Source organism: Pseudomonas sp. C2.3V, from assembly GCF_058536325.1.
This window is the reverse complement of the sequence record NZ_JBZUBN010000001.1, coordinates 2192870-2218916: the sequence shown is the minus strand read 5'-3', so window position 1 is coordinate 2218916 and position 26047 is coordinate 2192870. Positions and strand designations below refer to the sequence as shown.

13 protein-coding genes are annotated in these 26047 nt (G+C 57.3%); 9 read left to right on the top strand and 4 right to left on the bottom strand.

The window, feature by feature from the left end; all coding sequences use genetic code 11:
* Positions 1–137 precede the first annotated feature (137 nt).
* The 7 genes from AC4LF3_RS10275 (at position 138) to AC4LF3_RS10245 (ending at position 15510) form a co-directional block, all read left to right on the top strand.
* Positions 138–1871, top strand: a complete 1734-nt coding sequence (locus AC4LF3_RS10275) for an autotransporter assembly complex protein TamA (RefSeq protein ID WP_286786714.1) — start codon at positions 138–140, stop codon at positions 1869–1871.
* Positions 1871–5554, top strand: coding sequence for a translocation/assembly module TamB domain-containing protein (locus tag AC4LF3_RS10270; protein ID WP_491835237.1), 3684 nt, complete (start codon positions 1871–1873; stop codon positions 5552–5554). The genes AC4LF3_RS10275 and AC4LF3_RS10270 overlap by 1 nt, the downstream gene beginning before the upstream one ends.
* Before the next feature lie 165 nt (positions 5555–5719).
* Positions 5720–6220, top strand: coding sequence for a thiol peroxidase (gene tpx, locus AC4LF3_RS10265; RefSeq protein WP_010798387.1), 501 nt, complete (start codon positions 5720–5722; stop codon positions 6218–6220).
* Positions 6221–6468: 248 nt separating this feature from the next.
* Positions 6469–7749 carry an MdtA/MuxA family multidrug efflux RND transporter periplasmic adaptor subunit gene (locus AC4LF3_RS10260; RefSeq protein ID WP_407361849.1) on the top strand — a complete coding sequence of 427 codons (1281 nt, stop codon included), beginning with the start codon at positions 6469–6471 and terminating at the stop codon, positions 7747–7749.
* Complete coding sequence (locus AC4LF3_RS10255) at positions 7746–10889, top strand: MdtB/MuxB family multidrug efflux RND transporter permease subunit (RefSeq protein ID WP_491835236.1); 3144 nt, start codon at positions 7746–7748, stop codon at positions 10887–10889. Before AC4LF3_RS10260 ends, AC4LF3_RS10255 begins: the two co-directional genes overlap by 4 nt.
* Positions 10886–14014, top strand: coding sequence for a multidrug efflux RND transporter permease subunit (locus tag AC4LF3_RS10250; RefSeq protein WP_010798384.1), 3129 nt, complete (start codon positions 10886–10888; stop codon positions 14012–14014). Before AC4LF3_RS10255 ends, AC4LF3_RS10250 begins: the two co-directional genes overlap by 4 nt.
* Positions 14011–15510 (top strand): efflux transporter outer membrane subunit, encoded by a 1500-nt coding sequence (locus tag AC4LF3_RS10245; RefSeq protein ID WP_414479217.1) that lies wholly within the window; start codon positions 14011–14013, stop codon positions 15508–15510. Before AC4LF3_RS10250 ends, AC4LF3_RS10245 begins: the two co-directional genes overlap by 4 nt.
* 74 nt (positions 15511–15584) lie before the next feature.
* Here AC4LF3_RS10245 and AC4LF3_RS10240 read toward each other — a convergent pair whose 3' ends face one another.
* The 4 genes from AC4LF3_RS10240 to AC4LF3_RS10225 form a co-directional block, all read right to left on the bottom strand.
* On the bottom strand, positions 15585–16976 hold the full coding sequence (locus tag AC4LF3_RS10240) for an efflux transporter outer membrane subunit (protein ID WP_239380938.1): 1392 nt from the start codon (positions 16974–16976) through the stop codon (positions 15585–15587).
* Positions 16973–20143 (bottom strand): efflux RND transporter permease subunit, encoded by a 3171-nt coding sequence (locus AC4LF3_RS10235; protein WP_404628079.1) that lies wholly within the window; start codon positions 20141–20143, stop codon positions 16973–16975. The genes AC4LF3_RS10240 and AC4LF3_RS10235 overlap by 4 nt, the downstream gene beginning before the upstream one ends.
* Positions 20144–20237: 94 nt before the next feature.
* The gene (gene mexE, locus AC4LF3_RS10230; RefSeq protein ID WP_491835235.1) at positions 20238–21470 is read right to left on the bottom strand and encodes a multidrug efflux RND transporter periplasmic adaptor subunit MexE; all 1233 of its coding nucleotides are present in this window, start codon (positions 21468–21470) and stop codon (positions 20238–20240) included.
* Positions 21471–21639: 169 nt separating this feature from the next.
* Positions 21640–22554 (bottom strand): LysR family transcriptional regulator, encoded by a 915-nt coding sequence (locus AC4LF3_RS10225; RefSeq protein WP_010798379.1) that lies wholly within the window; start codon positions 22552–22554, stop codon positions 21640–21642.
* Between the two features lie 179 nt (positions 22555–22733).
* Here AC4LF3_RS10225 and AC4LF3_RS10220 point away from each other — a divergent pair, with 179 nt between their 5' ends.
* Entirely contained in the window at positions 22734–23750 is a 1017-nt protein-coding gene (locus tag AC4LF3_RS10220) for a zinc-dependent alcohol dehydrogenase family protein (RefSeq protein WP_150347346.1), read from the top strand.
* Positions 23751–24028: 278 nt separating this feature from the next.
* A complete protein-coding gene (locus AC4LF3_RS10215) occupies positions 24029–26032 on the top strand; it encodes an alpha-1,4-glucan--maltose-1-phosphate maltosyltransferase (protein WP_289928055.1) in 2004 nt (667 codons plus the stop codon).
* Positions 26033–26047 lie beyond the last annotated feature (15 nt).

Genomic DNA, 26047 nt, shown 5'->3' with positions numbered 1-26047 from the left:
GGGCGAAGAAGACTCTCGGTAAAATGGCCATCCTAGCGTATAGAACGGCTTCATGACGAGCCTGCTTCGCTGGTATAGCCGATGAACGCCACGACGCTGCGTTTGTCTCACGACCACTCGCCCGGTAGCATCGCGTCATGACTTTTCATCTACGACTCCGACTCAGTATTGCCGGCCTGCTTTTAATGAGCGGCGTCGCCATGGCCCAAGCGGCCGAACTCACCGTGCACGTTACGCCTGATAATCGTGCGCTGCGGGATAACATTGCTGCGTATATTGGCAGCCTTGCCGATCGGGATGCGGTTGCCTTGCAACGGCTGCGGCGTACGGCTGAAGGCCAGGCGGAGCAGGCTGCCCAGGCACTGGGCTACTACCATGCGCAGATTGATAGCCGGGTCGAGCCGGGGCAGACGCCTCGGTTGGTCCTGGATATCCAGACTGGAGAGCCCGTTCGACTGCGCCAGGTAGATATCCGCGTGGAAGGCCCGGCGCGGGAACTCAGGTCATTCAAGGCGCCTGATGGTGCCAATCTGAAGTCTGGCGCTCAGCTCAATCATGGCTTCTATGAAGATGCCAAGACACTGATCCAGAATCAGGCTGCACGTTATGGCTTCTTCAGTGGGCACTTCACCCAGCAGAAATTGATCATCGATCCGCAGGCTGGCTACGCAGACATTGCACTGGTTTACGAAAGCGGGCCTCGCTACCGGTTGGGTAACGTTGAATACGAAGGGGATTTTCCATTCGATCAAGACCTGCTCAATCGCATGGTGCCGTTCAAGCCAGACGAGCCCTATGATTCGGAAACCCTTGCTGAGCTTCAGCAGACGCTGCTCCGAAGCGGTTATTTCGACAGCGTGCGCGTCAACGCTATTCCGGCAGATGCCAAAGACCAGACGATTCCGGTCATGGTGAACCTGACTACTCGCAAGCCACGCACGCTGGGATTGGGGCTTGGCTACTCTACCGACGTCGGCCCGCGTGTTCGCGCAACCTGGGATCGACATTGGCTCAATGCGCAGGGGCATAGCTTGGGCGCGGAGATGGAGCTTTCCGCGCCACGTCAGAACATCGGCGCCTGGTATGACATTCCCGGGCGCGACCCCATCAACGATAAATTCCGTTTGGCGGGGGGATATCAGTATGAAGAAATCGCCGATGACGATTCGCTGAGTCGCCTGCTCACCGTCGGGCCCGAATGGCATCGCAAATTGCCCAGCGGCTGGACACGGGTGCTCTCCCTGAAACTCCAGCGAGAGGAATACCGTCTGGGAGACGATTCGGGTCTATCGACACTGCTCATGCCGGGTGTCGATTATTCCTACCTGCGCAGCGATAACCGGATCGATCCCAGCCATGGTTACCGATTGCAGTTTGGTGTCTCGGCTGCCAAAGAGGGCATCGTGTCCGACGCTAACATGGTGCATGTGACGGCGCTGGCGCGTGGCCTGACCACTTTTGCCGGTGGGCACCGGCTGCTAGGGCGGGTTCAGGTCGGCGGCAACGCCACCAATGGGTACAAGCAGATTCCGCCATCGCTGCGCTTCTTTGCCGGTGGTGATCAGAGCGTCAGGGGCTATGACTACCAGACGCTATCGCCCACGAACTCCGACGGAGACAGAATCGGTGGACGATACATGGTCACCGGCAGCGTTGAGTACCAGTATCCGCTCAAGGATAAATGGCGACTAGCGACCTTTGTCGACCAGGGGGGAGCGTTCAATGCGCTCGATAATCCGGATATCAAGACCAGTATCGGCCTTGGTATCCGTTGGGTTTCGCCAGTGGGGCCCATACGTGTCGATCTGGCTCATGGCCTTGATGAAGAAGGTGGCTTTCGTTTGCATTTCTCGATGGGGCCGGAATTATGATGCGTGCGCTCAAGATTGTTGGCGCCACGCTGCTGACGGTTGTCGTTGTTCTTGTATTGGGCGTGACCATTTTATTGGGAACCGAGTCTGGAAGCCGTTGGGTGTTGGGCCGGATTCCCGGGCTTGCAGTGGAAGGCTATACGGGTCGACTGGGAGGGCACTGGAAGGCCGACACGCTGACCTGGGCTCAGGCCGGTACGCAGGTTAGGCTGGTGTCTCCTGAGTTCGCTTGGTCGCCTGGTTGCCTGTTCAAGCGAACACTGTGCATCGATACGCTCGTAGCCAGCGAGATCAATCTCGATCTGGCGCCTACCGAGGAGCAGACGCCCGATGAGGGGCCGGTTACGTTACCCGACCTTAAGCTACCGGTAGACGTTCAGCTGGGTGATGTACGCATAGGACGGTTTACGCTCGATGGCAATGAGCAGTTCGCAAACGCCACGCTACGCGCTCATTCTAAGGGTGGCAGCCTGGTCATTGAGCAGCTGGATGCGCACCGCGACGACATGATGCTCAGCCTTACCGGGACGTTGCAGCCTTCCGGGAAATGGCCTTTGACGGCGGACGCCAATGCCCGTCTGCCTGCGCCTGACCAGCAGGAGTGGCCACTGACCTTACATGTGGAAGGTGATCTGCAGGGAAGCTTGACTCTTCAGGCCGACAGCAGCGGCTACCTGCCGGGCCGGTTGACAGGCGACGTGCAGCCTTTGGCAGAGGGTGTGCCAGCTTCGCTGCATCTGACGGCCAACGGTTTCAAGCCAACACAGGATCTGCCAAAGACCCTGACGTTCAATGCGCTCGACCTGACTGCAAACGGCACTCTTACAGATGGATATAAGTTGGTAGGCACGTCTGTATTGCCGGGTGAAGGAGGTGAGGTCGCCCTGAAGCTTGATGGCACCGTTACGGCAGAAGGTGCAGACCTTAAAGGACTGACGCTCGATGCGGGGCAGCAGCGTAAAGTCGTCTTGAGCGGCAAAGCAGGCTGGTCGGAAGGCCTCAATGCAAATGCCACCATCAACTGGAATGAGTTCCCATGGCGTCGTTTGTATCCCGAGATCGAGGAACCGCCCGTAGCGCTGCGTCGACTGAAAGGTGAAGTTCAGTACACCGATGAGCGCTATATCGGAAATGTGGACGCTGCACTAACGGGGCCTGCCGGTGATTTCACGCTAGTGACGCCGTTTACAGGTGATCTCACAGAGATCAATTTGCCGTCGCTGGATCTACATGCCGGGCAAGGACGTGCCGAGGGGCAGGTGAATGTCCGGTTTGCTGATGGCATTGGTTGGAAGGCAAACCTGAACCTCAGCCAGTTTAATCCTGCATTCTGGGTCGCCCAGCTGCCTGGCAATCTGGGCGGACCGCTACGCAGTGAAGGAGAAATCAAGGGTGAGCAGCTGCGTGTAACGGCTGATCTGGGACTGCAGGGACAGCTGAGAGGTCAACCTGCTCAGCTGGCAGCGCAGGCGCGTGGTCAGGATAAGCAATGGGATCTTGATAACCTGACTGTCCGTCTGGGCAGTAATCGCATTCAGGGAAGCGGTCAGCTGGCCGAGCAATGGAAAGGGCACCTGGATATCGACTTGCCTCGTCTCGGCCAGTTATGGCCTGGTCTGGCTGGTGCCATTAATGGAAAAGTGGATTTGCGCGGAACTCAGCAGGCGCCGCAAGGGGAGCTGGTGTTGAATGGGCGAGAGGTTGCCTATCAAACCAACCGGCTGGCGGCCTTGAGCCTTAAAGGTACGCTTGATGCGCGTCAGCAGGGACGAATCCAGCTATTAACCTCCGGTGTGCGTGCAGGCACTAGCGACATTGGACGTGTGACGCTCGATGGACAGGGTAACCGTCATCAGCAGGCAGTCACGCTTGATGTAAAAGGGCCGCTGGCAAATCTGGCGCTTGCCCTGGAGGGTACGCTCGATGATGCGATGAACTGGCGAGGGCGGCTTACTCGAGGTGCTGTCCAGAGTGGTCCCCAGGACTGGCGCCTGCAAAACCCTGCAAGCCTTGAGCGTCTGGCAAACGGGCAACTGACGCTTGGCCAGCACTGCTGGCTATCAGGTAAAGCCTCGCTCTGTGGGGAAGACCAGCGCCTGATGCCGGAACCACGGCTACGCTACCATCTGCGCAACTTTGACCTTGCCGGACTGGCACCTTTCCTGCCCGAGGATTTTGGCTGGCAAGGTGCGCTTAATGCTGATATCCGTCTTGATCTTCCTGAGAGCGGGCCAGACGGCACGGTTACAGTCGACGCAGGCACAGGGACGCTAAGAGCACGTAACGCCGACAGCCAGTGGGCAGACTTTGCCTATGACACGCTCAAGCTCAATAGTACGTTGCGCCCCGATGATGTGCGTGTCTCATTGGGTTTTAATGGCCCGCAGCTTGGCAACCTCACCCTGAATGCACAGATTGATCCACGACCTGATGACAAGCCTGTTTCAGGGCGCTTCGATCTGCGCGGGTTGAATGTAGCCATTGCCAAAGGGTTTGTCTCAGGTATTGAGCAGCTGGACGGAAGAATCGACGGTAGTGGTCAGGTAAGCGGTACGCTGCTTCAACCTTCGATCAATGGTCGGATCGATTTGAGCAATGGTCAGATCGGGGGCGGTATCGTTCCAACCCGTCTTCAAGATCTTCGGCTGACTGCTCTGATTGCCGGGAACCAAGCGAACGTGAGCGGTGGATGGCGCAGCGGCGAGCGCGGCCAGGGTAATGTGAGTGGAGCGATATCCTGGGCGGATGGATTGGACATGAATGTCGCCGTACGTGGCAATCGTCTTCCTGTTGTGGTTGAGCCCTATGCTAACCTTATCGTGGCGCCTGACCTGAATATTGTCATGCAGAACGGTAGTCTGGCGCTCAAGGGTACGGTTCGCGTGCCGAGCGGTGCCATTACGGTTCGGGAGTTGCCACCGTCTACCGTCAAGGTTTCCAATGATGCGGTAATCGTTGGACAGGAAGCGCCTGCGCCCAAGCAGGAGACCCAGCTGTCCATGGATGTAAATGTACTGGTGGGCCAGGACAAGCTCACGTTTTCAGGGTTCGGTCTGACTGCCAACCTTGAAGGGAACGTGCATATTGGTGACAACCTGGATACGCGCGGTGAAGTTCGTTTAATGGATGGTCGCTACCGTGCTTACGGTCAGCGACTGACTATTCGGCGGGCGCGTATATTCTTCCAGGGTCCGATCGCTCAACCGTTCCTGGATGTGGAAGCGGTGCGTGTCGTGGATGACGTAACCGCAGGGTTACGTTTGTCAGGTCTGGCCGACCAGCCACGCGTCGAGGTGTTTTCGGACCCTACTATGGGCCAGGAGCAAGCCTTGGCCTATATTGTTCTAGGGCGCCCGCTGACCAACAACGACGAAGGCGAGAACAACATGTTGGGGCAGGCCGCACTTGCGCTGGGCCTTGCCGGAGGGTCATCCACGGCGGGTGAGCTGGCGCAGCGTTTGGGCGTACAGAACTTTCAGCTGGATACCGAAGGGACAGGTGACAAGACCAGTGTCGTTGCGTCAGGCAATATTACCGACCGCTTGGCGCTTCGATACGGTGTAGGCGTCTTCGAGCCGGCCAATACGGTCGCCTTGCGTTATCAGCTTACCAAGCAGCTGTATCTTGAAGCAGCCAGTGGTATTGCCAGCTCATTGGATTTCTTCTACAAGCGAGACTTCTAACCCGCCAGGGTTGCCCGATCGTATTGGTCGGGCAACAGGGTAACGCTTGGGTAGTGACCCGTTAGTGCACGGTAGGGATGATTTGCAATAAACAGGTCTTCAGGCTTTAAAGCCTGAGGCGAAGCGTGTTTACTTGATGTTCCATTCAATTGTAGGAAACAGGTCATGACAGAAGTCACTCTTCGCGGTAATCCGGTTCAGATTGAAGGTACTCTGCCTCAGGCGGGTCAGTCCGCACCGGCATTCAGCCTGGTCAATGGCGATCTGGCCGATACCACGCTGGAAAGCTTTGCCGGCAAGCGCAAGGTGCTGAACATTTTCCCCAGTGTGGATACCCCGACCTGTGCCATGTCGGTTCGCAAGTTCAATACCGAAGCCGCCAAGCTGGAAAACACCGTGATCCTGTGCGTGTCAGCTGACTTGCCGTTTGCCCAGAAGCGTTTCTGCGGTGCGGAAGGCATCGAAAATGTAATCAACCTATCCACGCTGCGTGGTCGCGAGTTTCTGAAAGACTACGGTGTTGCTATCGCGTCCGGCCCCTTGGCGGGTCTTGCCGCACGTGCGGTAGTGATTCTGGATGAAAATAATAAGGTGCTTTATAGCGAACTGGTGCCTGAAATTGGACAGGAGCCCAACTACGAAGCGGCTATTGCAGCGCTGAAATAAGGTAGAAGAAAAGCACTCGGGCCTCGATCAAGGCCCGGGTGCTGATGCATGAAGTCGATGCGCTTCGAGATGTAACAAGGCAAGGCAGAATCCAACGTTCCGTCATACTCTTATGACATTCTGGCGGCAGTGTATTGCTTGCTGCTCCGCACCATTCAATCCTGTATGTAAACAACGCGTAAATCCGCTTGGCCTGATGAAGGCTGCGGCTTACCGTTATCTTTCCGAAACTTATTGCTGTGGCGTTCATGAGCGATTCCCTCAATTCCAAACCTTCTCGCTCCAAATTTCCTTTGTTGATTGCTGTTGTGGTAGTGGCGGTTGGCGCTGTAGCTGCATGGCATTTTCTAGGTAAATCGCCTGAACAGGCAGGGCCTACCGGTCGTAACGCTGCTCAAACTGAGCAGAAAGGGCCGGCTGGAGCCGGACGCCGTGGTTCCATGGCTCCAACAGACATGATCGTGAGCACTGGAAAGGCCGAAAAAACGACGCTTTCGGTTTACCTCAATGCATTGGGCACGGTAACGGCCTACAACACGGTTGAAGTTCATGCCCGTGTCGACGGTCAGTTGGCCAAGGTACTGTTTACTGAAGGGCAGGAGGTGAAGGCCGGGGACGTACTGGCTGTCATCGATCAGCGGCCTTATCAGGCGGCGCTGGCACAAGCCCAGGGGACCTTGCAGGAGAATCAGGCTCAGCTGAAGAATGCACAGATCGATCTGGAGCGTTATCGCCAGCTCTTCAAGGAAGACTCAGTAGCCAAGCAGACACTGGATACACAGCAGGCGCTGGTTGCTCAGTATCAGGGAACCATCAAGAACAGCGAAGCGCAGGTGGCCGATGCCAGACTGAACCTGACCTTTACCGAAGTACGGGCTCCCATCAGCGGCCGTTTGGGTCTGCGTCAGGTGGACGTGGGTAATCTGGTGGCTAGCGGTGACACTACGCCGATCGTAACCATTACCCAGACCAAACCTATTGCCCTGACATTCAGCCTGCCTGAGGACCAGCTCAGCACGGTGCGTCGCCAGATGGCAACGGGAAAGCCGCTGGCCGTAGAGGCATGGGACCGCGGGCGAAACAGGGTTCTGGCAACGGGTACGCTGGTAACGGTGGACAACCAGATCGATACCAGCACGGGCACGGTCAAGTTCAAGGCTCGCTTCGATAATCAGGATGAGTCGCTGTTTCCCAATCAGTTCGTTAATGTCCGCTTGCATGCGCTGGAGCTGAGCGATGTCATTGTCATTCCGATCTCGGCCATTCAACGTAACGACGAAGGGCCTTACGTTTTCGTCGTTGGCGAAGGCAATAAGGTTGCGACGCGTAAAGTCAGCCTGGGCGAGATACAGGGCGAGCAGGTAGAGGTCCGTTCAGGCCTGGATGCCGGTGAAACTGTTGTGACAGAAGGACTCGACCGCCTGCGTGACGGCCAGACAGTCAAGGTTACTCAGCCTATTACGGAAACTGCGCCCAAGTCAGATCCGGACGCCAATGAGGCCACGTTAGGCGGCGGAGCCGGTGAATGAACCCGTCTCGTCTTTTTATCCTTCGGCCGGTAGCGACCACCTTATTGATGGTCGCTGTTCTGCTGGCCGGTATTATTGCTTACCGGTTGTTGCCTGTAGCCTCGCTGCCAGAAGTTGATTATCCCACCATTCAGGTCAAGACCCTTTATCCGGGAGCCAGCCCTGAAATCATGAACTCAGGCGTGACCGCGCCGTTGGAGTCAGAGTTAGGGGAGATTCCTGGGCTGGAGGAGATGTCTTCCACCAGCTCCGGAGGCGCCTCTGTCATAACGCTGCGGTTCAGTCTGGACAGTAATCTGGATGTGGCGGAGCAGGAAGTACAGGCGGCGATCAACTCCGCTAATAACCTGCTGCCCAACGACCTGCCGCAGCCGCCGATCTTTAGCAAAGTCAATCCGGCCGATACGCCGATTCTGACGTTGGCAGTCACCAGCAGCAGCCTGCCCTTGCCCAAGATTCAGGACTTGGTGGAAACCCGCCTGGCGCAGAAGATCGCTCAGGTCAGTGGCGTTGGTATGGTTAGCCTATCCGGCGGGCAGCGTCCTGCTGTTCGGATTCAGGCCAATCCTACTGCATTGGCGGCCTATGGTTTGAGTCTGGAAAACCTGCGGACCGCCATCGCTAACAACAACCAGAACGGGCCGAAGGGAAGCTTTGACGGACCGACACGCTCATCGACACTGGACGCGAATGATCAGTTGCAATCAGCCGATGAGTACAAAAACCTCGTCATTGCCTATCAGAACGGTGCGCCTGTACGGCTGAAAGACGTTGCGTTGGCAATCGATGGGGCTGAGAACAACAAGCTGGCTGCCTGGGCCAACGACACTCCTGCAGTCATTCTGAACGTTCAGCGGCAGCCCGGCGCCAATGTCATTCAGGTTGTGGATCAGATCAAGCGGCTACTGCCAACCCTGCAGGAGACCTTGCCGGAAAACCTGGATGTGATGGTGCTGACGGATCGCACAACCACTATCCGAGCATCGGTCCGTGATGTTCAGTTCGAACTGGTGCTGGCCATAGGACTGGTGGTCATGGTGACTTTCCTGTTCCTGCGCAACGTCTCGGCGACGCTGATTCCCAGCGTCGCTGTGCCGTTGTCGTTGGTTGGTACGTTTGGAGTCATGTACCTGGCTGGCTTTTCCATCAACAACCTGTCGTTGATGGCGCTGACGATCGCTACCGGCTTCGTCATTGACGATGCCATCGTCATGGTCGAAAACATTGCCCGCTATCTAGAGGAAGGAGAATCGCCACTTGAGGCTGCACTCAAAGGCTCAAAGCAGGTAGGTTTCACGATCATCTCGCTGACCTTCTCGCTGATTGCTGTACTGATCCCGCTTCTGTTCATGAGTGACATTGCCGGGCGGCTGTTCCGTGAGTTTGCCATTACGCTGGCTGTTTCCATTCTAATTTCCTGCGTGGTTTCGTTAACCCTCACACCGATGCTCAGTGCGAAACTGTTGCGCCATGTGCCGGAAGACAAGCAGAGCGCATTCTCGCGCAAGGCCGGAGCCGTTATCGACGGGATGATCCAACGATACGCTACAGGTTTGCGCTGGGTTCTTCGGCATCAACCTCTGACACTGATGGTTGCCATCGGTACGCTGGTGCTGACCGCGGTGCTTTATCTCTTCATGCCGAAGGGGTTTTTCCCACTTCAGGACACAGGTCTGATTCAGGGAATTTCCGAAGGCCCGCAAAGCATGTCCTTTGAAGGAATGGCCAAGCGGCAACAGGCGCTGGCTTCGATCATCATGCAAGACCCTGCGGTCGACAGTCTGTCATCGTTTATCGGAGTTGATGGTGATAATCCGACCCTCAATACCGGGCGCATGTTGATCAACTTAAAGCCTCATGATGCCCGAGATGTATCTGCCTCGGAGATCATTACACGCCTTCAGGACCAGATGGCCGATCTGCCTGACATGAAGCTTTATCTGCAGCCGGTACAGGATCTAACGGTGGAAGATCAGGTTAGTCGTACGCAATACCAGTTCCGTCTGGTCGACTCGAGCCTGGAAACGCTCAAGACTTGGGTTCCAAAGCTGGTCGAGCATTTGCAGACGCTACCGCAGCTGACGGAAGTCGCCAGTGACTTGCAACCGCGCGGCCTGCAGGCCTATATCAGCGTTGATCGGGATAACGCGTCTCGGCTGGGCGTGAGCCTGAGCGATGTTGACAGCGCACTGTACAACGCGTTTGGTCAGCGCCTGGTTTCAACCATCTTTACTCAGTCCAACCAGTACCGGGTCGTACTGGAAGTGGGGCCGCAGTTCCAGCTGGGACCGCAGGCGCTGACGCAGATCTACGTGCCAAGCTCCACGACGACCACTACCAACGGCACGACTACTACAACCAGTGGGCAGGTGCCGCTATCGGCCATTGCCCATGTAGAGGAGCGCAATACCCTTCTGGCGATCAACCATGCCGGGCAGTTACCTGCCGCGACAGTTTCCTTCAACTTAGCCAAGGGTGTATCGCTGGGTGAGGCTGTGGAAGCGATTCGTCAGGCGGAGCAGGATCTCAAAATGCCGGCAACTGTTGATACCCATTTCCAGGGTGCAGCGCTGGCGTTCGAGTCTTCCCTGTCGAGTACGCTACTGCTGATTCTGGCCGCAGTGGTCACCATGTACATTGTGCTGGGAATTCTTTATGAGAGCTTTATCCATCCCGTCACGATTCTATCGACGCTGCCTTCGGCCGGGGTAGGAGCGTTGCTGGCGCTCTGGATTGCTGGGCAGGACATCGGCATGGTGGCCATCATCGGCATCATTCTCCTGATCGGTATCGTCAAGAAAAACGCCATCATGATGATCGACTTTGCCCTTGAAGCCGAGCGGGAAGAGGGTAAAACACCGGAGGAGGCTATCTACCAGGCCTGTCTGCTGCGCTTCCGGCCGATCCTGATGACTACCATGGCTGCCTTGCTGGGCGCCTTGCCATTGATGTTGGCCAGTGGTGCAGGCGCCGAGCTGCGCCAGCCGCTGGGTATTGCGATGGTAGGCGGTCTTCTGGTTAGCCAGCTGCTGACCTTGTTTACCACTCCGGTCATTTACCTGGCGTTTGGCCGGTTAGCCACACGATTCAACCGCTGGCGCTATCGGCATAACCTGGATTTCTCCGGGGAAATCCGATGAATTTTTCGGCACTGTTCATTCGGCGACCGGTTGCGACTTTGCTGTTGACGCTGGCTATCGTGTTATCCGGTTGGCTGTCTTTCGGTTTGCTGCCAGTTGCACCGCTACCACAGGTGGATTTTCCTACCATTGTGGTCAGCGGCACTCTGGCAGGAGCCAGTCCCGAGACCATGGCCTCTTCAGTGGCTACACCTCTGGAACGCTCATTGGGACGTATTTCGGGCATTACTGAAATGACGTCCACCAGCTCTCAGGGCAGTACCACCATCATCATCCAGTTCGATCTGGATAAGAACATCGACGGTGCCGCGCGTGAGGTTCAGGCTGCCATCAATGCGGCGGTGCCTTCGTTGCCCACGGGAATGCCCAGCAATCCGACCTACCGCAAGATCAATCCGGCCGATATGCCCATCATGGTATTGGCGCTCACGTCGGATAAGCTGGACAAGGGCAAGCTTTATGATCTGGCATCCAATACGGTCGCCCTTAAATTGGCCTCGGCCAAAGGTGTCGGTCAGGTCAGCGTAGGCGGCAGTTCGTCGCCTGCCGTGCGGATTGATCTGAACCCGGATGCGCTCAACCATTACGGCCTGTCTCTAGACGATGTTCGTACCGCAATCAATGCGGCCAATTCCAATTCGCCCAAAGGCGCATTTGAGTACGGCGATCTGCATTGGCAAATTGACGCCAATTCCCGGTTGAACAAGGCGAGTGACTATCAACCGCTCATCATTCGTACCCGTAATGGGCAAGTGGCGCGACTGGACGATGTAGCCACCATTACCGATTCAGTCGAAGACACCCGCAACCTTGGTTTCTCCAATAATTCTCCGGCGGTGCTCATTCTGATTTCACGGCAGGCCGGCGCCAATATCATCGAAACCATCGACGGTATCCGGGAGCAGTTGCCAGCGCTACAGGAGACATTGGGTAAGGACGTCACGCTGAGCATCATGGATGACCGTAGCCCCGGCATTCGCGATTCGCTGCATGAGGCCGAGTTTACGCTGATCATTTCCATCGCCCTGGTCATTCTGGTGGTGTACCTGTTCCTGCGGGACATACGTGCGACGTTAATCCCCAGCATTGCCGTACCAATTTCTCTGGTGGGCACCTTTGCGGTGATGTATCTGTGCGGGTTTTCGCTCAATAACCTGTCACTCATGGCGTTGATCGTCTGTACTGGGTTTGTGGTCGACGATGCCATTGTGGTGGTGGAGTATATTGCCCGCCGGATCGAAGAGGGCGAGAAACCCTATCAGGCCGCATTATTGGGTGCGCGCGAGGTAGGATTCACGGTTCTTTCCATGAGCCTGTCGCTGGTGGCAGTCTTTCTGCCGATTCTGTTGCTGACGGGCATTATCGGTCGCCTGTTCCGCGAGTTTGCAGTGACGCTATCGGTTGCCGTTCTGGTGTCGATGGTCGTATCGCTGACGCTTACGCCGATGCTGTGCGCCAGGCTTCTCAGGGCGCACCGGCCCCGCAAGGAAACGCCTGTAGAGCAAAAGACAAGTCGTTTGGTTGCGGCAATGTCCCGGTATTATCGGGCAAGCCTTGCCTGGGCGCTGGATCACTCGTTTCTCATGCTGTTGATTCTGATCGCCACGATTGCGCTCAACTTCTACCTGTATGCCGTAGTACCCAAGGGTTTTCTGCCAGATCAGGATACCGGCCGCCTGCGTGGCTATGCTGTGGCAGATCAGGGAATCTCCTTCAGTGGGATGCAGAGCAAGATGGAGGCTTATCGGAAAGTGCTCATGGCCGATCCGGCGGTCGACAATGTGCTGGGCTTTACCGGAGGTCGAGGGCCCGGCGGCTCATCTACCAATAGCGGGTCGTTTTTCATTACGCTCAAGGATATCTCCCAGCGCGATCCAGTCGAGACCGTCGCCATGCGGCTGCGCAAAGCCGCGGCAGCTCAGGTGCCTGGTGCCAACCTCTTCCTGGTGGCGTCACAAGACTTTCGCGCCGGAGGGCGGGAAGGAAATGGTGCCTATCAGTTCACGGTCAAAAGTGACGACCTGGAGCTTTTGCGTACCTGGAATCCACGGATCGAGGCTGCTCTTCGAAAGGTCTCGCAGATCATTTCTGTGAACAGCGATTCGCAGGACAAAGGGGTTGAGTTGTCGCTGGACATCGATCGCGACACGGCCAGCCGGTACGGCGTCGACATTCAGATGATTAATGCCGTCTTGAACAACTCGTTCTCGCAGCGGCAAATCTCGACCATGTATGAAGACCGCAACCAGTACCACGTTGTGCTGGGTGTGGGTGATCAGTACAGGCAGAGTGTGGACGTCTTGAGCCAGGTGTATGTGGTCACCAGCGAGGGTAATCGTGTCCCGCTTTCCAGCTTCACTCGTTATCGGTTCAGTAACGCTCCGCTGCGGGTTGCCCATGATGGTCAGTTTGCCGCGTCGACGTTTTCCTTCGATCTCGCGCCTGATGTAAGTATCAGTCAGGCCAGGGATGCGATCCGTGACGCGATCAAACCGTTGAAGCTGCCGATTGGATTACAGACGGCGTTTGCGGGAAATGCCAGCATGGCGCAGCAGTCCCAGAGCGCTATGCCCCTGATTATTGTGGCTGCCCTGGTTGCGGTGTATATCGTGCTGGGTATGTTGTATGAAAGCTACATCCATCCACTGACGATTCTGTCGACGCTGCCTTCGGCGGGCGTTGGAGCTTTGCTGGCGCTGCAGCTCTTCAATACGCCGTTCACTTTGATCGCACTTATTGGCGTAATCCTCCTTATTGGGATCGTCAAGAAGAATGCCATCATGATCGTGGACTCAGCGCTGGATGCCGAGCGGCGTCTGGGGCTAGCGCCTCGCGAGGCGATTTTGGATGGCTGCGTCAGACGTTTCCGACCAATTATGATGACCACGCTGGCTGCAGTGCTTGGCGCCTTGCCCTTGCTTCTGGGCATGGGCGGTGATGCGCCGCTGCGTCGGCCGCTGGGGATCACTATCATCGGTGGCTTGATTGGCAGTCAGTTACTGACGTTATATACCACTCCCGTTATCTACCTGTATCTGGACCGTCTGCGACACTGGTTTAACCGCCGTTGGGCGGGACGCCGAGCAGGCTCGCGCACGCATGCGCCCATGGAGAAATCATCATGATGTCGTTTTCAGCTCGTCCCCATTACTTGGGACTTGCCCTTGCCTTAGCCGTGGGTGGCTGCACAGTGGGACCAGATTACCAGCGACCCCAGGTCACTACGCCCATCGCATTCAAGCATGCTGAAGGTTGGCAGATGGCCAAGCCCAGCGATGCCATCAAGCGGGGGCAATGGTGGGAGGTGTATGGAGACAGCACCCTTGATGGTCTGATGCAGCGCCTGGAGAACTCCAACCAGACACTGGCCCAGTATGAAGCCCAGTATCGCCAGGCACGCGCTCTGGTACGCCAAGCACGCGCCTCCTTCCTTCCCGCGGTAACCGGAAGCGCTGGCGCAACACGCTCGGGGCAGGGCGGTGGAAGCAGTTCGAGTTATCAATATCAGACGTCAACAGGAACAACCGTCACATTGCCACAAGGCACCAGCAGCGCCACTACTTCCAACAGCTACACCACCAGTCTTGGTGTCAGCTGGGAGCTTGACCTGTGGGGAAGCATTCGCCGCAGCGTGGAGTCCCAAACAGGATCGGCGCAAGCCAGCGTGGCCGAGTTGGCCTCTACCAAGTTGAGTCTGCAATCGGAGCTGGCACAGAACTATCTGCAATTGAGGGTTCTGGATGCCCAGCAACGGCTCCTGGATGCTACGGTGCAGGCCTATGAGCGGTCACTACGGGTAACCGAAAACCAGTATCGCGCCGGTATGACTACGCGTTCGGACGTTGCCCAGGCTACGACCCAGCTCAAAAGTACCCAGGCGGATGCCATTGACCTCAAGTACCAGCGTGCGCAGCTGGAAAATGCGATTGCTGTGTTGATTGGTGTTCCGCCATCCGAGTTCAGTCTGGCAGCAGTGGAGAGAGTACCGACCGTGCCCGGCATCCCTGCCAGCGTGCCGTCCGAGCTGTTGCAGCGTCGTCCGGATATTGCTCAGGCTGAGCGGCAGGTAATGTCTGCCAATGCCCAGATCGGTGTTGCCAAGGCGGCATATTACCCGACGCTTTCCCTGACAGCCTCGGGCGGTTATCGAAACAGCCAGTGGGGTAATCTGGTCAGCACTCCTAACCGTTATTGGTCCATCGGGCCAGCGTTCGATCTGACATTGTTTGACTTCGGCGCACGCCGTGCACAAGTCGAGCAGGCCGAAGCGTCCTACGACCAGACCGTTGCGCAGTATCGCCAGGCAGTGCTCAACGGCTTCAAGGAGGTCGAGGATTACTTGGTTGAGTTGGACGTTCTTAATCAGGAGTCTGGTGTAAGGCAGGAGGCACTGGATTCGGCGCGGGAGTCGCTGCGTCTGGCAGAAAATCAGTACCGTGCAGGTCTGATCGATTATCTTGACGTAGTAACCTTGCAAACTACAGCATTAAACAACGAACGCACCAACCTGACGTTGTTGGGTAGCCGTCTGGTTACCAGCGTTCAGTTGATTGCTGCAATGGGTGGTGGCTGGGATGCCGTTGAGCTTCAGCAGGATCCGCTCGCCAGGAGTGAGCCGTAACAAGAAAAAGCCCGCGGCCCAAGGAGCAGGGAAAGCCGCGGGCCAGGGCGACATCGTCGCCCCTAACCGAAGGATCAGGCGTTGGGGATCTCCCAACCGCCGCCTAGTGATTTATAGATCGCCACAATGCCTTGGTAGAGTTCGACTTCCGCTTGGGCCTGGGCGTCTTCCGCCGCCAGTCGCTCGCGCTCTGCATCCAGTAATACCAGGAAGTCCGATCCGCCTTCGCGGTAGCGGATCGCTGCTTGCTCGGCTGCTGCCCGGCTGGCCTCGGACTGGCGAATCAGCGCAACCAGGCGCTCCTGGCGTTTGCCATAGTCGCTAAAGGCATTGGCACTTTCTTCAAGGGCAAGCAGCACTTGCTGTTCATAGTTGGCCAGGGCGCCTTCGGCATCTGCCTTGGCTCCACGCAGGCGTGCACGAACGCTACCCAGGTCAAAGGCCGGCCAGCTCAAGGTAGGGCCCAGGCCCCATGCGCGGGCGGCCGAAGAGCCGATCTCGGAACCCCGCCCCGCGGTGAACCCTAGAAAGCCGCTCAGGCTAACTCGCGGGAAAAGATCTGCAGTAGCTACACCGACATTCGCGGTTGCGGCTGCCAGCTGACGTTCGGCTGCCTGGATATCCGGGCGGCGGCGCAACAGCTCGGCCGGGTCACCAATGGGAAGCGCCTTGGCAATTGCAGGCAATGGCTTGGGTGAAAGGTCAATGCTCATCGCATCAGGCCGTTCGCCTATCAGAGTCGCTATCCGATTCTTTGCCCGCGCCGCTTCTGCCTGGAGTTGCGGCAGAGTCGCCTCGGTGGCCGCAAGGCGTGCATCAGCCCGCAAGACATCCAGCTGGCTGCCTACGCCTGCTTCATCCAGGGTTTGGGTCAATTGCCGGGAGGCCCGCTGATTCTTCAGGTTTTCCTGCGCAATATGCTCGCGCAGCTGGGCACCGCGGAGCGTGCCATAGGCGTCTACCAGTTCTGCAATCAGGCTGACCTGCAGTTGATTGAGTTCTGCCTGCGCGGCGTCTGCCTGAGCATCGCTGGCTTCCAGTTGATGCTGGATCCGGCCGAAGAGATCAATCTCCCAGGCCATGTCTAATCCAAGATCATAACGCTCATTGTTTGTACGCTTATCGGTGAAGCCCGGCTGCTGCGCCTTGCCGATCTCGCTGCTGGCGCGACTGGTCACAACAGGAAAGCGGTCATTGGCCGTGTCATCACGCAGGGCACGAGCCGAGCGCAGCCGGGCGTAGGCCACACGAAGCTCCCGGTTGCCGGAAATCGAGCGCGCCACCAGCTGATTAAGGGTGGGGTCCTCGAATTGTTGCCACCACTGTGCCTCGAAACGGGAGTGATCATATTGGCTGCCCGCCGCGGTCTGCAGATGAGCCGGTTCGGTTTGCGGTGCCTGATAGGTCGGACCGACCGCACAGGCACTCAAGGCAAGGGCCAATAGACTGGGAACGAAGATTCTCATGACAGCACCTCCTGTGCGGCGACACGACGCTCAGCGCGACGCTCGACGAACGCGCGGATCAGTACATAGAACAAGGGGGTCAGCAACAGGCCGAAGAAGGTCACGCCCAGCATGCCGGAGAACACCGCAACGCCCATGGCATGACGCATCTCGGCACCTGCACCGGTAGATGTCACCAGCGGCACCACGCCCATGATGAAGGCAAAGCTGGTCATCAGGATCGGACGTAGACGCAACCGGCATGCTTCCAGTACGGCGGCCACACGGTCCATGCCTTCTTCCTGTTTATCCTTGGCGAATTCCACGATCAGAATTGCGTTTTTGCAGGCCAGGCCAACCAAGACGATCAGGCCGATCTGAGTAAAGATGTTGTTATCACTCCCGGACAGAATGACCCCTGTGATAGCGCACAGAAGCGTCATTGGTACGATGAGAATAACGGCAAGCGGCAGGCTCCAGCTTTCGTATTGGGCAGCAAGCACCAGGAAGGCCAGCAGCACGCACAGCGGGAAGACCAGGAAGGCCGTGTTGCCCGACAGGATTTGCTGGTAGGTCAGCTCGGTCCACTCGTAGGTCATGCCGTTGGGCAACTCTTCCTTCATGAGTTTTTCCAGCGCGGCCTGTGCCTGGCCCGAGCTGTAACCGGGTGCCGGGGCGCCGTTGATTTCGGCAGTGATAAACCCGTTGTAGTGCATCACGCGGTCGGGACCTGCGCTATCGCTTACCTTCACGAAGGTAGACAGCGGCACCATCTCGCCCAGGTTGTTACGTACCTTCAGCTGGCCGATCTGGTCGGCTTCAAGGCGGAACTGCTGATCGGCTTGTACGTTGACCTGGAAGGTACGGCCAAAGCGGTTGAAGTCGTTGGCATACAGCGAGCCCAGATAAACCTGTAGCGTATCGAAGATATCGCTGATCGCAACGCCATGAGTTTTGGCTTTCTCACGATCAATATCGGCATCGATTTGCGGAACGTTGACCTGGTAACTGGAGAACAGGCCTGCCAGTTCCGGCACGCTCTGGCTTTTCGCAATGATGTTCTGCGTTTGGGCGAACAGCTCGTTATAGCCCAGGTTGCCTCGATCCTCGATTTGCACACGGAAACCGCCGATGCTACCCAGGCCCTGAACCGGCGGAGGCGGGAAGATCGCGATGATCGAATCCTGAATAGAACTGAACTTGCCGTTGAGTGCACCTGCAATCGCGTTGGCTGACAGGCTCGGGTCCTTACGCTCTTCGAAGGGCTTGAGTGTCACGAAAACAATGCCGCTGTTGGGGCTGTTGGTAAACCCATTAATGGAGAGTCCCGGGAACGCCACGGTGCTTTCCACGCCTGGATACTTGAGCGCGATATCGGACATCCGCTTGATGACGTCTTCGGTACGATCCAGCGTAGAAGCGTCAGGCAGCTGCGCAAAGGCGACCAGATACTGCTTGTCCTGCTGCGGCACGAAACCTGTAGGCGTGTTCGTCAGCCCAAACACCGTCAGCGCCATCAGACCGGCATAGACCACTAGCGCAATCGAGCCGCGGCGAAGCACACGTGCAACCACGCCTACATAGCCATGACTGGCGCGTTCGAACATACGGTTGAATGGCGCGAACAGCCAGCTGCCCAACAGGCGATCCAGCAAGCGCGAAAAACGGTCCTTGGGAGCATCGTGTCCCTTGAGCAGGACGGCTGCCAGTGCAGGGGAGAGCGTAAGCGAGTTGAAGGCTGAGATGACCGTTGAAATAGCAATGGTCAGGGCGAACTGTCGATAGAACTGTCCCGTCAATCCGGAAATAAAGGCGGTGGGTACAAACACAGCGCACAGCACTAGCGCGGTAGCGATGATAGGACCAGTTACTTCCCGCATCGCTCGCTGGGTTGCGGCAACCGGAGAGAGGCCCAGCCCAATGTTCCGTTCGACGTTTTCCACGACCACGATGGCATCGTCCACCACAATCCCAATAGCTAATACCAGCCCGAAAAGGGATAGTGCGTTCAGTGAAAACCCGAACAAGTGCATCAAGGCGAACGTGCCGATCAACGAAACCGGAACGGCTGCCAGCGGGATGATGGAGGCTCGCCAGGTTTGCAGGAACAGCACCACAACCAGCACAACCAGCACGATGGCTTCAAAAAGGGTATGCACAACCGCTTCGATGGAGCCACGGACGAAGATCGTAGGGTCATAAACGATGGAGTAGTCCATACCCTGAGGGAAGCTCTTCTTCAGGTCAGCCATTCTCGCCCGCACCTGATTGGACAGGTCGATTGCGTTGGAGCCTGGACGCTGGAAGATCGGTATGGCGACGGCTGGTTTGTTGTTCAGCAGTGAACGCAGGGCGTACTGGTTCGAGCCCAATTCAACGCGCGCAATGTCCTTCACGCGGGTGATTTCACCATTTGCGCCGGCTCGAACGATGATGTTTTCGAACTCTTCCTCATTGACCAGGCGGCCTTGGGTGTTGATAGCCAGCTGGAAGCTGTTCGCGTTGGGGGCGGGCGGGGCGCCCAGAGAGCCTGCCGCAACCTGACGGTTTTGTTCGCGAATGGCGTTGACGACATCTGTTGCCGTCAGGCCACGGGAGGCCACCTTGTTCGGGTCAAGCCACACACGCAGGGAATACTCGCCCATGCCGAACAGCTGGACATCACCCACACCGTCCAGGCGGGACAGCTCGTCCTTGATGTTGATCAGCGCATAGTTGGACAGGTACAGCATGTCGTAGCGCTCATCGGGCGAGGTAAGGTGCACCACCATGGCCAGATCCGGTGAGGCCTTGTCAGCGGTTACGCCCAGACGCTGCACTTCTTCAGGCAGCTTGGGCAGGGTACGGGTGACACGGTTCTGCACCTGTACCTGCGCCGTATCCAGATCTGTGCCCAAGGCAAACGTAATGGTCAGGGTCATCTTGCCGTCGGCAGTGGCCTGGGACGACATATAGAGCATGTGCTCGACGCCGTTCATGGCTTGCTCCAGCGGGGCTGCCACGGTCTCGCCGATAACCTTGGGGTTGGCACCCGGGAAGGTGGCGCGAACCACTACCGTGGGCGGCACGACTTCCGGGTATTCACTGATGGGAAGTTGAAAGAGCGAGACGGCTCCGCCGATCAGGATAATCAGCGAGAGAACGGCCGCGAAAATGGGACGCTTGATGAAGAACTGTGAGAAGTTCATCGGACCATTCCTTTGTAAACGCGAGCAACAGGGCACCGACGCTCTCCTGGTAGAAGAGCGAGGTGCATGGGCTTGGCGGCAGGGTTAGACGGTGTTAACGACGCGTATCGTTGGCAGTAAGCTGAATCGGCTTGTCCGGCAGAGGTAGGCTTTTCGCTACCAGCTCGCGCTGATGCTTGAGTGCAGCCAGGGTGGCCTCGTCAGCCATGGGTACGATCTGAGCGTCTGCCTGGGAGCCCGGACGGATGCGTTGCAGGCCATTGATGATGACCTTGTCATTGCTGGCCAGACCTGTACGGACGATCCGCAGCCCTTCGATTTTCGGGCCCAGTTCAACCGAGCGGTAATCCACGGTGCCGTCGTCTTTGACTACCAGCACGTATTTTTTGCCCAGATCAGTACCTACAGCCTCATCCTTGATGAGCATCGCGTTATAGGTGCCGCTGCCAACCAGCTTCAGCCTTGCATAGAGCCCGGGAGTAAACTGGCCATCGGTGTTTTCGAATACGGCCCGTCCACGAATGGTGCCTGTACGGGGATCAACCTGATTATCAAGAAAGTTCATCTTGCCCAGGTGAGGGTGGCCGGTTTCGCTGGAAAGCCCCATAAAGACCGGACTGGTTTCGCCCCGCACACCTTGGCGTTTCAAGTTGAAATACTTGAGGAAAACACGTTCATCAGCATCGAAATAGGCATACACCTTGTCGGTGGATACCAGCGTGGTGAGCTGGCTTTCCCCAGCATTTACCAGGTTACCCGCGGTGACCTCGGCCCGGCCAACGCGACCTGTAATGGGGGCGGTAACTTGAGTAAAGCTCAGGTTCAGACGGGCTGCGTCCAGTTCGGCTTGCGTAGCGGCAAGCGTCGCCTTGGCTTCCAGTGCTTCGCTGATGCGGGCATCCGCTACTTCGGCAGAGATCGCATTGCTTGAGCGCAAGCGCTCGCCACGTTGCGCTTCATTCTGAGCCCGATCCAGATGAGCCTTGGCCTGTTGCAGCTGCGCTTCCAGACGCTTCACTTCGGCCTGGAAAGGGCGGGGGTCGATCTGGAAAAGCAGGTCGCCTTTCTTAACCAAGGTGCCTTCCTGAAAGACAACCCGATCGATATAGCCCGAAACGCGCGGACGAATGATGACAGACTCGGGCGCTTCGAGGCGGCCGGTAACCTCATCCCATTCCGTGATCGGTTGTTGGATGACCTGAGCGGCGCTGACCTTGGGCTTTGCTGGTGCTGTGGCCGATGCATCAGGCTTGTTGTCGCAGGCACTGAGCAATAGAACGCTGGCTAATGCCAGAGAAGATCGCCAGAGAGTGGAAGACTGTTCCATGTTCGTTTCCGCCGGACAAAGTGAGGAAAATTTAAGTACGGCGGAGTCTGGCTCAAGGGTCTGGCACGATCGAATCGAACACTCTGAATTTAACTATCGATCAAAATGATAAAAGCCTTCAAATATATCGATAGCAGACTATCTTTAGCTATGTAATACCAGCCCATGATTATAAACTGTCTGGATCTCCCACAAACATTTGTATACGAGAGCGTAACCATCGTTCGGCAGGGTCGTTATCGTGCACACCGCTCCAGGCCATGGAGAGTTCAAAGGATTGCACCTCCAGAGGTGGATCTTCGATGCGCAAGCCGCCGTTGGAAGCCAGTACCTGGGCGGTGTAGTCCGGGACGGTGGCGAGCAGATCCGTATTGGTCAGCAGTGTTCCCAGGCCGTTGAACTGGGGGACTGCCAGCACGACGCGCCTCTGCTTGCCCAGCGTCGACAGCGCATCATCGATAAACCCACTCAGGTCGCCGGCAGGCGATACCAGCGCATGAGGGCGAGCACAAAAGTCGTCCAAGGTCAGCGTGCCGGGAATGGAATCGGCCCGAAGCACTTTTGAGCGCGAGCGCCGCAAGGTCTTGCGTTTGGCATTGGCGGGCAGTTCCGAGGTGTAGGCAACGCCTACTGTGATCTCGCCGGAGGCCAGTTGGCTGGAAATGTTCAGGTAGTTGGTTCGGCGTATGACCAAGGCTACTCCGGGTGCCTCTGCGCGAAGGCGCCTGAGCAGGGGCGGCAGCAGGGCAAACTCGACGTCGTCCGACAGTCCTATTCTGAATACGCGATCGGCGCTTGCCGGTTCGAAATTCTGTGCGCGGCTCATGGCCGAGGAGATTGAGTCCAGGGCCGGTGAAAGCAGGCCGAAGATCTCCATGGCACGGGGCGTAGGTTCCATCGTGCGGCCGGTGCGGACCAGCAATGGATCGTCAAACAGGCTGCGCAGACGGGCAAGGGCGGCGCTGATGGCAGGCTGGCCCAGGAAGAGCTTTTCAGCAGCGCGGGTTACGCTCCGCTCCCGCATCAATGTCTCGAACACAATCAACAGGTTGAGGTCTACTCGGCGAAGATCGTTGCGATTCATGGTATGCCCTTAACCGTGGCCATGCATTTGTTCGAGCGCATGAGACTGTAGTGAGTCGAGGGCGGCGTCAAGCCTTGCATCACTGGCATTCATGACAACTATCGATACGGGCGGGTAGCGTTGAGGCGCCAGCTTGGATACAGTCCGTAGCCATACGGAATCCACCAAAGAGGTTTGCGATGTCCCGTGTGATTCGCTTTCACCAGTTCGGCAGTGCTGATGTCCTGTGCTGCGAAAACCAACCCACTCCTGAGCCTGGTGCAGGGGAAGTATTGGTGCGTGTACAGGCGCTGGGCGTATGTTGGGGCGACGTGCTCTGGCGGCAGAACCTGGCCGATGAGCCTGCCACATTGCCGGCTGGGTTTGGTTCTGAGCTGGCGGGTGAGGTTGTGTCCGTGGGCGAGGGCGTCCGCCATTTCCAACCAGGCATGCGAGTGGCCAGCTTTCCTGCCCACTCGATCAACCAGTATCCGGCCAGTGGTGACATGGTGCTGATGCCCCAGCAGGCACTGACCGAATACCCTGACACGCTGACGCCGGCTGAAGCGGCGGTGCATTATGCCGGTCTGCTCCTGGCCTATTTTGCTCTGGTGGATCTGGCTCAACTCAAGGCCGGACAGCAGGTGTTAGTCACCGAAGCCAGCAACTGCGTCGGCCCGGCGGTGGTTCAGCTGGCGGCCGCGTTGGGTGCACAGGTGATCGCGGCTACCAGCGAGTCGGAAAACCGTGCACTGCTCAAAGGGCTGGGTGCTGTGAAGGTCGTATCGACCGATGAGCAGGATCTGGTGCTGGAAGTAGAGCGTTTTACCGAGAGTCGCGGCGTTGAGGTTGTACTGGATGCGCTATGTGGTCCGCAGCTGTCCCGCCTGGGTGATATTGCCGCGACACGGGGCAAGCTGATCATTTACGGCATGGGTGGTGGTAACGAGGCGTCCTTTCCGGCCTGCGCTGCGTTCAAGAAACACCTGCAGATTTTCCGGCATAGCGTCCTGGATTTTACAGGTCATCCAGAGCTTGGTCTGGAGCCCCATGCCGAGGCGGTACAGCGCGCGCTGACGGTGATCAATCAAATGACCCGGGATGGCCTGCTCAAGCCCATCGTTGCGCATACGCTGCCGTTTGACCAGTTCGTGGAAGCCCATCGGCTCGTAGAAAACGAATGCCTCAAGGGGCGTGTTGTCCTGACCGTTGAGTAAGTAGACGGGCAGTGCGCCTGCAGTGCGTTGCCCGACACGCCTGATTTCTTCCCCCCGCCTGTGCTGCAGCCGAGTCAACCGTTCGGCTGCTTGCAACTTATCTCCATCAATAGCCTGAACTTTTCCCTTAGGCGTCGGCTCAGTATTTCATACCTATTGGGCTCAGCGCGGTAGAGGTTATGACCCTCGGCCGCACCCGCCACAAGGCATCGAAGGATGTTCCGATCGCCGGAAGCTGGGCATGAGCCAGCCAACAGCACTTTAAGGAGTCAGGCTCGATGTCGAATACCGATCTCCCCGGTTCACTCGCGTATCTACCTTATGACCCGGAAACGGCGTCGCAAACACCGAGAATTGCCATCGAGTCGGTCAGCCCGACAGTGGATAACGGACAATTCGCTGCCAAGGGCATCGCCGGCCAGCCCATTACCGTAAAGGCCACCATTTTCGCAGACGGGCACGACAAGCTGGCCGCCTGCGTATTGTGGCGCGTGGAGGGTGCTGAAGACTGGCAGCGAGTACCGCTGGAGCTTCAAACCAATGACCTGTGGCTGTGCGAGTTCACGCCGGTACAGGTGGCTCGACATGAATTTGTCGTTCAAGCGTGGTGGGATGTGTACGGCAGTTACCGCTACGAGCTTGAAAAGAAATATGGCGCTGGTGTGCCGATCGGACTTGAGTTACAGGAAGGACGCATCCATCTGGAGCAGGCCCTGACTCGTGCGGATGACGAGGTGCGGCCCGGTCTGGAATCCTTGCTGGCACGGTTCGATCAGTGCGCTACCGAAGGTGACAAGGTGGCTTTGTTGCTTAGCTCGGAAACTGAGCGCAACATGCGCGACGCCGATGCCTATCCGCATCTAACCCACAGCGTCGAGTACCCGTTGGACATTGAGCGCCTCAAGGCACAATTCGCCAGCTGGTATGAGCTCTTTCCCCGCTCGATCACTAATGACCCACAGCGTCACGGCACCTTTCGCGATGTAATCGGTGAGCTGCCTCGTGTACGTGACATGGGCTTCGATGTCCTGTACTTCCCACCGATCCATCCGATCGGTCTCGCCCACCGCAAGGGCAAGAATAATACCCTGGGTGCGGGCCCTGATCAGCCTGGCAGCCCTTATGCCATTGGTAGTCCCGATGGTGGCCATGATGCCGTACATCCGCAACTCGGAACGCTTGAAGATTTCCGTGCGCTGGTTGCCGCAGCGGCTGACCATGGTCTTGAAATCGCACTCGACTTTGCCATCCAATGTTCACCTGATCATCCCTGGCTCAAGGAGCATCCGGGCTGGTTCTCCTGGCGTCCTGATGGCTCCATGCGCTACGCGGAAAACCCGCCCAAAAAGTACCAGGACATCGTCAACGTCGATTTTTATGCCAAGGATTCCGTCCCGGACCTCTGGCTCGCGCTGCGTGATGTGGTCTGGCATTGGGTGGAGCAGGGCGTCAAGATTTTCCGGGTCGATAACCCCCATACCAAGCCATTGCCGTTCTGGGAATGGCTGATTGCGGATATCCGTGGCCGTGACCCAGAAGTCATGTTCCTGGCCGAGGCCTTTACTAAGCCAGCGATGATGGCACGTTTGGGCAAAGTCGGATATTCGCAGAGCTATACCTATTTTACCTGGCGCAATACAAAGGCTGAGCTGACGGAATATTTCACACAGCTCAATAGTTCGCCCTGGCGTGAATGCTATCGCCCCAACTTCTTCGTCAACACGCCGGACATCAATCCGGTTTTCCTACAGACCAGTGGGCGTCCAGGGTTTTTGATTCGCGCAGCGCTGGCCACCATGGGGTCGGGCCTGTGGGGCATGTATTCAGGTTTTGAGCTGTGTGAAGGCACGCCGCTAACGCCCGGCAAGGAAGAGTATCTGGATTCCGAGAAGTACGAGTTACGCCCCCGCAACTGGTATGCGCCGGGCAACATCATGGCGGAAGTTGCACAGCTCAACCGGATCCGCAAGCAGAACCCGGCTCTCCAGACACATCTGGGGATCAAGTTCTACAACGTGTTCAATGACAACATCATCCTGTTCGGCAAGTACACGCCCGATCTCAGCAATTTCGTACTCGTGGCAATCAATCTTGATCCCCATAACGCCCAGGAAGGCCACTTTGAACTCCCCTTGTGGGAATTCGGACTCGATGACAATGCATCCATGCATGGCGAAGACCTAATGACCGGCCACCGCTGGACATGGCACGGGAAAACACAATGGACGCGTCTCGATCCTTCCATGCCATTTGGCATATGGCGTATCCGCCCGGCCATCTAGGCCAAAGGAAGACTA